This is a genomic window from Segatella copri, from assembly GCF_009495355.1.
Lineage (GTDB): Bacteria > Bacteroidota > Bacteroidia > Bacteroidales > Bacteroidaceae > Prevotella.
Map to the genome: position 1 here is coordinate 1 of NZ_VZAD01000068.1, position 9,836 is coordinate 9,836.

General features: G+C 46.0%; 12 protein-coding genes and 1 tRNA gene. 4 read left to right on the plus strand and 9 right to left on the minus strand.

Annotation, left to right across the window (positions count from 1 at the left end; all coding sequences use genetic code 11):
* Nucleotides 1–440 precede the first annotated feature (440 nt).
* Together F7D20_RS13235 and F7D20_RS08915 are read left to right on the plus strand one after the other, a co-directional pair.
* The gene (locus F7D20_RS13235; protein WP_367383925.1) at nt 441–785 is read left to right on the plus strand and encodes an RHS repeat domain-containing protein; all 345 of its coding nucleotides are present in this window, start codon (nt 441–443) and stop codon (nt 783–785) included.
* Between the two features lie 4 nt (nt 786–789).
* A complete protein-coding gene (locus F7D20_RS08915) occupies nt 790–1,338 on the plus strand; it encodes a hypothetical protein (RefSeq protein WP_158463744.1) in 549 nt (182 codons plus the stop codon).
* 302 nt (nt 1,339–1,640) lie between these two features.
* Here F7D20_RS08915 and F7D20_RS08920 read toward each other — a convergent pair whose 3' ends face one another.
* From F7D20_RS08920 to F7D20_RS08960, 9 genes are all read right to left on the minus strand, one after another.
* Nucleotides 1,641–2,141, minus strand: a complete 501-nt coding sequence (locus tag F7D20_RS08920; RefSeq protein ID WP_158463745.1) for an Lrp/AsnC family transcriptional regulator — start codon at nt 2,139–2,141, stop codon at nt 1,641–1,643.
* An 83-nt stretch (nt 2,142–2,224) separates the two neighbouring features.
* Nucleotides 2,225–2,704, minus strand: coding sequence for an ExbD/TolR family protein (locus tag F7D20_RS08925; protein ID WP_158463746.1), 480 nt, complete (start codon nt 2,702–2,704; stop codon nt 2,225–2,227).
* Entirely contained in the window at nt 2,701–3,273 is a 573-nt protein-coding gene (locus tag F7D20_RS08930; RefSeq protein ID WP_158463747.1) for an ExbD/TolR family protein, read from the minus strand. Before F7D20_RS08930 ends, F7D20_RS08925 begins: the two co-directional genes overlap by 4 nt.
* The gene (locus F7D20_RS08935; protein WP_158463748.1) at nt 3,270–3,782 is read right to left on the minus strand and encodes a hypothetical protein; all 513 of its coding nucleotides are present in this window, start codon (nt 3,780–3,782) and stop codon (nt 3,270–3,272) included. The genes F7D20_RS08930 and F7D20_RS08935 overlap by 4 nt, the downstream gene beginning before the upstream one ends.
* Entirely contained in the window at nt 3,763–4,497 is a 735-nt protein-coding gene (locus tag F7D20_RS08940; protein WP_022252378.1) for a MotA/TolQ/ExbB proton channel family protein, read from the minus strand. Before F7D20_RS08940 ends, F7D20_RS08935 begins: the two co-directional genes overlap by 20 nt.
* 27 nt (nt 4,498–4,524) lie before the next feature.
* Nucleotides 4,525–4,612: transfer RNA gene (locus tag F7D20_RS08945), tRNA-Ser, on the minus strand.
* Between the two features lie 132 nt (nt 4,613–4,744).
* A complete protein-coding gene (locus tag F7D20_RS08950; RefSeq protein ID WP_158463749.1) occupies nt 4,745–5,566 on the minus strand; it encodes a TatD family hydrolase in 822 nt (273 codons plus the stop codon).
* Between the two features lie 29 nt (nt 5,567–5,595).
* Nucleotides 5,596–6,570 carry a polyprenyl synthetase family protein gene (locus tag F7D20_RS08955; protein WP_158463753.1) on the minus strand — a complete coding sequence of 325 codons (975 nt, stop codon included), beginning with the start codon at nt 6,568–6,570 and terminating at the stop codon, nt 5,596–5,598.
* Between the two features lie 89 nt (nt 6,571–6,659).
* On the minus strand, nt 6,660–7,391 hold the full coding sequence (locus tag F7D20_RS08960; protein ID WP_158463750.1) for an energy transducer TonB: 732 nt from the start codon (nt 7,389–7,391) through the stop codon (nt 6,660–6,662).
* Between the two features lie 500 nt (nt 7,392–7,891).
* Here F7D20_RS08960 and porQ point away from each other — a divergent pair, with 500 nt between their 5' ends.
* Nucleotides 7,892–8,836: a type IX secretion system protein PorQ gene (porQ, locus tag F7D20_RS08965; RefSeq protein WP_022252374.1), complete on the plus strand. Its 945-nt coding sequence runs from the start codon at nt 7,892–7,894 to the stop codon at nt 8,834–8,836.
* 59 nt (nt 8,837–8,895) lie between these two features.
* Nucleotides 8,896–9,588: a (d)CMP kinase gene (cmk, locus tag F7D20_RS08970; protein WP_158463751.1), complete on the plus strand. Its 693-nt coding sequence runs from the start codon at nt 8,896–8,898 to the stop codon at nt 9,586–9,588.
* Nucleotides 9,589–9,836 lie beyond the last annotated feature (248 nt).

Consider the following 9,836-nt stretch of genomic DNA (forward strand, 5'->3'; position numbering starts at 1 on the left):
CTCTGATGGAATGGTTTCATTCTATATCCACGAAAAATGAATTATTCCAAAATTCTGCCGATGGTGATGCCTTACCTGCCACCCTTCAAAAGACTGGAATACTTCTTGTCGCACTTCTTCTGTTCGTACCCCCGCATTCATGGCGCTCAGCTGGTGGCCCCCTGTAAAGGAGTAAGATTTCTCCAGTATTAAGCGACCGTTTCTTTGGGTTGTAAGGATGATAACACATGTATAGCATTTGTAACTATCAGTTCTTCATATGGGTGCTAAGTAGGAGCCAACAACAACAGCCATATAATTTAATCTTTCTTAAAAAACTCATGTCTCAATAACTACGTCCCTATATTTCTGCTATATTTGCGCTAAAATATTAATAAAACCTACCAACGCCTATGCGACACTTCTTATGTAATCAGGAAACTTAGGTTCGTCCTACCACCGTGCAGAACAATGGTCGCTATATCCTTCTGAACCAGGACAGTACGCTGACATGGTGCAGCGTGGAGAAAGACCACTTGGGAAGCAACCGTGTGGTGAGGGAAGAAACATCAGGGATTAATAGGTTGCAGATAAATCACTATTATCCCTTTGGCAACACTTTCGGTGAGTACAACCATTGCGATGAGAACACAGACCTACAGCGCTACAAGTTTAATGGCAAGGAGTTGGACCTCGTGCATGGTCTGCGCCTCTACGACTATGGCTCAAGAATGTATGACCAAATACTTGGCTGTTGGACAAGTGTGGACCCAATGGCTGAGAAATATTATCATCTAAAAAAATAAGTGCATGAAAAGATTATTTGTTAAGACGACCTTTTTTGTGTTGTTAGGTATATGCTTTTTGTCCTGCAATAAACGTGATGGCAAAACGATAACCCTTATGCCATCACTATATATTAAATCTTATGATGTTACATATAAGAGCGATTCTATAATTATCAAGGAAAATAGCAAAGAAAAAAAAGGAAAAAAGAATGTAAAATGGAATTTATATCGCCATGATGACGAATTTTATCTTACAGGGGAATATGGGAAATTTCTATTCCTGTCAAATAAGCATAATATGGACTCTATTATAGAAAAAAATGATTACTTGCCCATTCACATTATTATTAAAAAAATAAATGACTCTTTGTATGTTTCTTCTTTGAGCAGAATGGTTGTTGATAAAGCATTAGTATTAGAAGTCTTATATAATAAAGATTATTCTATACGTCAAATACGACATGAAACAGTGTGGACAGATTATGTTCCAAAGAAGCAACATGCATTGGAATATGTTCCAATACTATTTAAATCAAAGCAAACAAAAAATAATGATGTAATAAAGTTCTGAGTTGGTGTGATTAATATATCTCGAGCAGAAGGAAAAGTCATCACGTACAACTATGTAACTTGCCCACTGCGATGGGCAAGTCTACCCATAACGTTGGGCAACTTTGCTCATCCTTATGGGCAAAGTTGCCCAACGCAGTGGGCAGACTCTGATAAAGCCTTCCGCTAACTTCTGATAAAGCCTTCCGTGAAAAGGTGTGGCTATGCTTTAACGAAGAAAACAACTCGGTTGAGGGACAAAGGCACAAAAAATAGGCTTACCCCTTTCGGTATAAGCCTATCATGTTCTCTTGCTTATTATTTTTATTCCTCACCGTTGTCCTCGTCATCAGCATTCTCAGGAATCTCAAGCAATGGCAACTGTCTGTTGATAGCTGCATTGAATGAGATGATGGTCTCACTGCGTGACAAGCCCAATGGTTGCAACTTGTCGTGGATGATCTCCAACAAGTGGTGGTTGTTGCTGGCATAAATCTTGATAAACATATCCATGCCGCCTGTCGTATAATGACATTCCACTACCTCAGGAATCTTCCTCAGCTCGTCTACAACATGGTCGAACTGCTCTGGATTCTTAAGATACAGACCTACATAAGCACATGTCTCATAACCAATCTTCTCGGGATCGATGATGAACTGAGAGCCCTTGATGATGCCAAGATTTGTCAACTTGGCCACTCTCTGATGGATGGCAGCACCGCTCACATTGCATGCTCGTGCCACTTCAAGGAATGGGATGCGTGCGTCTTGTGATATCAGTTTCAATATCTGCCTGTCCAGGTAATCTAATAACTGCTTTGCCATAAATTAAGTTTTATTTGGGTGCAAAGATAGTACATTAATTTAAGAAACGCAACTTTTTGCGCATAAATAATTATAAATTAATATTATTTACTCTTTTCTACGGCAGAATAGTTAACACGAAGCACTTTTGCCTGTCGTAAAGCCTGCTTGACATCCATCACTACACCCATGGGAACCTGACGGTCGGCGCGGATGGAAACTGTCATCTGCCGCTGGTCTTCAGCCGACATACGACGCTTCTCTGCCAACACATAGTCCATCACCTCGGCAGGTGTGGCGAGCTTATCATTGAGCTGAACGCAGACTCCACTTGAATCGGTCTCTACATTCGAGACTCCCGGCAAGGACTGTACTGGTTTGCCTATATAGATGTAAGACACAGCCGACTTCTTGGTCAGTCGGGTGAGCTGCTTGCCTTGTGGGGCGCGATAGTCAACCTTGAGCGTTACCTGGCGCATGTGGGTGACGATCATAAAGAAAAACAATACCGTGAATATCAAGTCGGGCAACGAGGAAGTGTTGAGTCCCGGCATCTCGTGCTCACGACGTCCGAACATGCTCATGATTCGCCCCCTTTCTTCTCTTCGGCATCAGCACTCACACTCTTGTCCTGGAAGGTGCGGGCATGAGCATACGACTCGGTAATGCGCTGCGGACACAAGTTGCGAACCCTATCCTTCTGGGCTTTCGACAACAGGGCAAAAGTCTTGCCATATTGCTTGCGGGCATATTCGTCACGCAACTGCGAATAGGCCATCATCAACTGATTCTGTACCTGGAAATAAAGATCATAGCTTGCCTCGCGGTCACTCTCAATTGAGATAAGATGACGGCTGCCCAAACGATGCACTAATTTCACCACCTCACCCTGCAGTCGGTCTACAGGGAAAGGCTTGTCGTTCAGGAGCAACAGATGGTCGGATGTGACGTGAAGTTCAAGGAGTGTGGTCTTGTCGACAACCGAAACCTGCTGTTGGTGCTGTGGCTCTGGGGCTGGCAACTGGCGCAGCAAACCCTTGTCCACATCCATCGATGTGGTGACAAGGAAGAATATCAACAGCATAAAAGAAATGTCGGCTGTAGATGTGGTATTCAGTCCCGGTACTCCATGTGGTTTACGCAGACGCTTCATTTCTTTCGTTCTTTACGCACATAACGGGTTACGCCAAAGAGCACTACACCTATGGCTGCTATCAGTAATAAGACTGAGGCGAGGACAAACATATCACTCAGTTTCAGCCAGAACCAGTCGTTGTAGTCATTGCCGTTGACCAACATAGGAGTGGAAGAACCTACGGCGAAGCCTATGACGAGCAAACCAAAAGTTGAAAACCAGGTGATGCGGGCTATCTTGCGGGCAGGCACACCATTGACCACAGCGTCCTGACGACTGCCCGAACGATGGCTTCGCCATGCCGAGAAGCCTATCATGCATAATGCCAACAGAAGGACTAACACCATAAGCACGATGAGCACATCGGTGAAAAGAGGGGCATTGAAGTCGGGGTTCTCGTCGAATGGCAGGTCGTAGCCCACCAGATAGAACAAGGCGAAAACCACCGCCGACACTCCTACCAGAATGTACAACAGTCGCTGCGAGAGCCTTTCGGTTCCCCAGCTCTTAAGATGCTTGATTTTCATGCTTATACTTGGCTATTATGTCCATCAAGGTGATGGACGATTCTTCCATCTGACTGATGATATGCTCTATCTTTGACAGGATGTAATTGTAGAACACCTGAAGAATAAGGGCTACGATGATACCGAAGATGGTAGTGATAAGCGCCACCTTCATTCCCGATGCCACAATGGTAGGACTGATGTCGCCTGCCTGCTGTATCTGGTCGAAAGCCATCACCATACCGATGACCGTTCCCAAGAATCCGAGCGAAGGAGCCATGGCGATAAACAGCGTTATCCACGAACAGCCTTTCGAGAGGTTGGCAGCCTGTACCGTGCCGTAACTGGCAACCGAACGCTCCACATTCTCCAGACTGTCATCTACATGCATCAGTCCCTGATAACAGATAGAGGCTACCGGTCCGCGTGTGTTGCGGCACAAGTCCTTGGCTTCCTCCACCTTTCCTTCTGCCATGCGGCTGTCGATGTCGAGCATGAGCTGCTTGGCATTGATTTCTGAAAGACTGAGATAGAGTATGCGCTCTATGCAGAACGCCAAACCAACCACCAGGGCAATGGCCACCAACGACATAAAGCCGGCATTGCCTTCTACAAACTTGGTCTTAAGAGCTTGATGAATTCCCATTGATTCTTCCTGCGCCATCAATGGCATAGAAGAAGCAACAAGGGTGAATGTCAATATTGCCAAACGTGCAATAAAAGGATTTTTCTTCATATATACTTTATATTATATATGTATATGCGGAAAGAGGGGGATTCGAACCCCCGATTCCCTTTAGGGGAATACACGCTTTCCAGGCGTGCCTCTTCAGCCACTCGAGCACCTTTCCTTTTGTCTGCGAGCACCTTGACGGGCTTCGGTGTGCAAAAGTATCGCTTTTCGGGCAAATAAGCAAAAAAGGCTTCCTATTTTATATTTCTTTAACTGACTCTACTTTTGCCACACCAACTTGCAGCACTGCCTACAGTCCTTTCACCACCTCGCTGCCAAAGATACGGCTTACATTGGCATTGGTGGCTGCCGCCAATTCGTCCTCGCTCACCTGATAGGCTGCTGCCAGGGTGCGCATCACATCGACAACATAGGCACTCTCGTTACGCTTTCCTCTATGTGGAACTGGTGCCATATAGGGACTGTCGGTCTCAAGTACAAGGCGATGAAGCGGAACCACAGCAGGAAGGTCTTCGCGCAGATGACTGCTCTTGAAAGTGGAGACACCGCCTACTCCCAACACGAAACGGTCGAAAGACAGCAATTCCTCAGCCTCGCGCTGATTGCCCGTGAAACAATGAAAGATGCCTCCCGGCAACTCTTTCTCGTAAGAGCGCAAGAGATGAACCATCTCGTTCTGCGCCTTGCGACAATGTATCATAAGGGGAAGACGGGTTTCCACCGACCACTTCACCTGTTCCTCGAAAGCCTGCAACTGTTCGTGCTCAAACTCACGGCTCCAGTAATAGTCAAGCCCCACCTCGCCTATAGCAATGAAGTCGGAAACTGTTGTGTTGATTTGCACGCGATGCTCATCGAGGATTTGACGCAGCTCGGCAAGCTGTTCTTTCCAGTCGGCCTTCACCTCCTCTGGATGGAATCCTATCATGGGATAGGCGTAACCGGGATATTGATGACTGAGGCTAAGCACAGCCTTCGTAGTCTTCACGTCTATAGCTGGCAGGAACACCTTGCCCACTCCTGCTTCGCGGGCACGGGCAAAAGCCTCAGCTCTGTCTTCGTCGAACTCCTCGGCATCGAGATGCGTATGTGTGTCGATAATCTTTATCATTTTTTATTTGCGGTCTTCTCGCTGTTCGATTAATATTTGCGCTTCATCATGCGCTGGGCATACTTCTGCAATTCTTCCTTACGCTCTGCCGGAACCTGAACTGCATCTAAGTATTTCTTGCTCTGCTCAAAGTAGTAGGCTATCTTGGCTTGCGCCATCTTGTCGATACCGATCTCATTATACAGACGTGTTACGGCAGCGATTTTCTCCTCGCGGTCGAAAGACTTGGCATTGACCCACTTCTCCAACTCCTGTCGCTGTGCCTCGTTGGCATGACTGAACGCATTGATGAGCATGAATGTTTTCTTGTTGGAGGTGATGTCGCCGCCTATCTTCTTGCCGAAGACCTTGGAGTCGCCATAAACGTCGAGATAATCATCCTGTAACTGAAAAGCCAGACCTATCTGTTCGCCAAACTTATACAGATTATCAGCATCATCGGCAGGGGCATCAGCCAGGATGGCTCCTATCTTGAGCGCACAAGCCAACAGGACGCTTGTCTTCAGTCGAATCATCTCGATGTATTCCTCTTCGCGCACATCTTCACGGGTCTCAAACTCCATGTCGTACTGCTGTCCCTCGCCAATCTCGAGCGCCGTAGTGGTAAAGAGGCGAAGAACATCTGCCAGATGACGGCTGTCGCATTGTGCCATTCGCTCATACGCCAGCACCAGCATACTGTCGCCAGACAGGATGGCAGTATTGGCATCCCATTTCTTGTGCACCGTCTCATGACCACGGCGCAAATCAGCCTGATCCATCAGGTCGTCGTGCAGGAGTGTGTAGTTATGATAGGTTTCCAAAGCGATGGCATTCATCAGGATTTTATCAGTATCTTCCTTGTAAAGATTGTAGCCCAGAAGCATCAATACGGGGCGAATGCGCTTGCCACCCATCGACAAGACATAACGGATAGGTTCGTAAAGCGACTTAGGAGTACGATTGTAGGGAAGCGCATCTAAAAAGGCGTTCACCTGAACAAGTAGTTCTTCGGCTGTCTTCATCATTGTTTGTATATTTTTATAATGGTTGATTGATTATTTCTATCAAAGTATGATAAAGGGATATTTGAGCATAACAAAAGAATGCAGGGTCAGAGCTGGAAAACGACAGGCACTGCCACCATCGTGCGGCATACCTTGTTGTGATCCATGCCTGGTTTCCACTTAGGCATCATCTTCATTACGCGCAGAGCCTCCCTGTCGAGCAAGGGGTCTACCGAAGTGCTCACCTTCACGTCAGACACCGTTCCGTCTTTATTGACAATAAACGAAACCACCACCATGCCTTGTATCTTGCGCTGCTGAGCCTGACGCGGATATTTCAGATTCTTGGTAAGCCACTGCATGTATGCCGACCAGCCTCCGGGAAAGACGGGAATCTGCTGAACCACGGTAAAATTGATAGGAGCCTCGGGCTGTGCCGATGTGTTTGTGTTGTCGACTGGCGTTTCGGGAGCAGCTTCCTTCACATTGGCGCCATCCACGGCTCCTTCTCCGTCTCCTATCACAAGTTTGCTGGTTGTAGTGCTGATTTTCTGCGCTGCTGGTTCTGCTTTCTGTTCTGCCTTCACCTCTTGTGTAATGGCTTTGGATGCAGGCTTCGAGGCAGCCTCTGCCGAAACCATGTCCTTGGAGTCTGGAGGCAGCGAGAGCTCCAAATCCTGCGACAGGTCTTCTATATCGTTCGACAAGTCATAATCGTCGGGCTGACTCGTATACTGCAAGCCTACGAAGATAAAGGAAAGGGTAAGCAACAGCCCAAGCAAGAAAAATGTTACCCGCTTGTCCTCCAACTGTGCACTATGAGATTTCTTGATTTCCAATTCCTTATTCCTTTATTCTACTAAACTTTATTCGTTTCTTTCAAAAAACGACGCCATGATGCGGTGTGAACTTTTTGCAGAATCGCTTCCATATAGAGCATGGCTTCTTATCGCATGCAAAAGTAGCCTTTTTAAAGGTAATAGCCAAATTTATTCATCCTTTTTTTTGTATTGTCCATGAATTGGACATACTTTACATAAACAGACGGCATCACTACAATAAAAAAGAAAAAATGGAGTTATTCTTTTGTATTGTCTTCGATTTGCATTATCTTTGCAGAAGATAAGCGGCACTCGGCAATCTGAAAGTAAATTTTCATTGCGCTCGTTTGCATTATCTTTAAATAAGAAAAAGCTGCACTCGGCAATTTGAAAACAAGTTTTCATTGCGCTCGTTTGCATTATCTTTGCAGAAGAAAAAACAGCACTCGGCAATCTGAAAGTAAACTTTCATTGCGCTCGTTTGCATTTTCTTTGCATCCAAGAATAAAATAATAGGAATGAGAAAACTTCTTCTTTCTGTCCTTTTGGCACTGTCGGCAACTATGGCTGTTGCACAGGAAAGCCAAACGGGATACAACTTTCTTCGCCTGCCGGCAAGTGCGCACGCTGCAGCTTTAGGTGGCGACAACATCACCCTCATCGAGGATGATGAAGCCCTCATTTTCCACAATCCAGCTCTGCTCTCATCGGTAAGCGACAAGACCATCAACTTGGGATATATGAACTATATGTCGGGAGTCAACGCTGCTTCGGCAGCCTTCAACCGCATAGTGAAGGACAAGGCTTCATGGGCTGTATCGGCACAATATGTTGACTATGGAAAGATGAAACAGGTGGACGAGAACAATGTACAAATGGGCGAGTTCTCTGCCAAAGACATTGCTGTAGCAGGCTATTTCTCCTATATGTTGGGCAAGAACTTTGTCGGCGGAATCACTGCCAAGTTCATCACCTCTTATATCGGCGACTACAACTCAATAGGAATGGGCGTTGACCTGGGAATTAACTATTACGACCCTGATCATGAATGGTCGATTTCTGCCGTCGCCAAGAACTTGGGCGGACAGTTGAAAGCCTACGATGAGGAATACGACAAAATGCCTATCGACCTGCAGATGGGTGTGAGCAAGCAGTTCCCCAACATGCCTTTCCGCCTCTCCCTGACACTTGTCAACCTGAACAACTGGGATGTCAACTTCAAAGAACACCTTGTGGGAGGCGTCGAGATTCTGCTTTCCAACATCTGGATTGGCGCAGGCTACAATTTCAGACGGGCCAGCGAGATGAAGATACAAAGCTCCAACGACTCCTCAAGCAGTCATGGAGCTGGACTCTCTTTAGGCGCTGGCCTCAACCTGGAGCGTTTCCATCTCAACTTGGCTTATGGCAAATATCACGTCAGCAGCAACAGCCTGCTTGTCAATTTGGCTTACAGCCTCTGACACGTTCCGACAACTATTCTCTATCAAGTAAATATTACAAAAACAACATACACAGATTTATGAAGAAAATTACAATAGCCATTGATGGTTTTTCGTCATGTGGCAAAAGCACTATGGCCAAGGACCTGGCCAAGGAAATAGGTTACATTTATGTTGACACAGGGGCCATGTACCGTTCGGTCACTCTCTATGCGTTGCGCCACGAGCTGTTCGATGCAGACAACCAGGTGAAGGTAGATATGTTGGAGAAAGAAATGAGCAATATCCACATCAGTTTCAAGTTCAACAACGAGACTGGTCGTCCCGACTGTTATCTCAACGGCGAACTCGTAGAGAAAGAAATACGCTCTTTGGAAGTTTCCAACCATGTAAGTCCTATCGCCGCCGTCCCATTTGTTCGCCAGGCTCTCGTTGCTCAGCAGAAACTGATGGGACAGGAGAAAGGCATCGTGATGGATGGCCGCGACATTGGAACTACAGTATTCCCTGATGCCGAGTTGAAGATCTTCGTAACTGCCGACTCCAAGGTAAGAGCGCAGCGCAGATACGACGAACTGAAGCAGAAAGGTATGCCTGCCGAATTCGACGACATTCTGAAAAATGTAGAGGAAAGAGATTATATCGACACACATCGTGAGGTTTCTCCACTCAAGAAAGCCGACGATGCCATCACTCTTGACAACAGCCACATGACCATTGCCGAGCAGAAGGAATGGCTCATGAAGCAATATCAGAAGGCTGCTGGTTGTTGATAAAGGCAGTAACGACTCAGCACCTCTATTAGCCACAAGCAATTACTTTAATAGTCAAGTGGGCTCAATTCAGTAATACTATACAAATTGTTTTCTGTTAGTTATAAATCTATGTTCTAAACTTTAGAACTTAAGTTCGATACTTTAGAACTCAAGTTCGATACTTTAGAACATAAGTTCTAAAGTTTAGAACCAGGGCAAACGCATTAAACTTTTTACCTTTTAACACATAGATACCAAAGTTGTAT

What these genes read in the sequence shown, in the direction of transcription:
- F7D20_RS08915 (WP_158463744.1), top strand. Translation starts at nt 790, where the DNA reads ATGAAAAGATTATTTGTTAAGACGACCTTTTTTGTGTTGTTAGGTATA.
- F7D20_RS08920 (WP_158463745.1), bottom strand. Translation starts at nt 2,141, where the DNA reads ATGGCAAAGCAGTTATTAGATTACCTGGACAGGCAGATATTGAAACTG.
- F7D20_RS08925 (WP_158463746.1), bottom strand. Translation starts at nt 2,704, where the DNA reads ATGAGCATGTTCGGACGTCGTGAGCACGAGATGCCGGGACTCAACACT.
- F7D20_RS08930 (WP_158463747.1), bottom strand. Translation starts at nt 3,273, where the DNA reads ATGAAGCGTCTGCGTAAACCACATGGAGTACCGGGACTGAATACCACA.
- F7D20_RS08935 (WP_158463748.1), bottom strand. Translation starts at nt 3,782, where the DNA reads ATGAAAATCAAGCATCTTAAGAGCTGGGGAACCGAAAGGCTCTCGCAG.
- F7D20_RS08940 (WP_022252378.1), bottom strand. Translation starts at nt 4,497, where the DNA reads ATGAAGAAAAATCCTTTTATTGCACGTTTGGCAATATTGACATTCACC.
- F7D20_RS08950 (WP_158463749.1), bottom strand. Translation starts at nt 5,566, where the DNA reads ATGATAAAGATTATCGACACACATACGCATCTCGATGCCGAGGAGTTC.
- F7D20_RS08955 (WP_158463753.1), bottom strand. Translation starts at nt 6,570, where the DNA reads ATGAAGACAGCCGAAGAACTACTTGTTCAGGTGAACGCCTTTTTAGAT.
- porQ (WP_022252374.1), top strand. Translation starts at nt 7,892, where the DNA reads ATGAGAAAACTTCTTCTTTCTGTCCTTTTGGCACTGTCGGCAACTATG.
- cmk (WP_158463751.1), top strand. Translation starts at nt 8,896, where the DNA reads ATGAAGAAAATTACAATAGCCATTGATGGTTTTTCGTCATGTGGCAAA.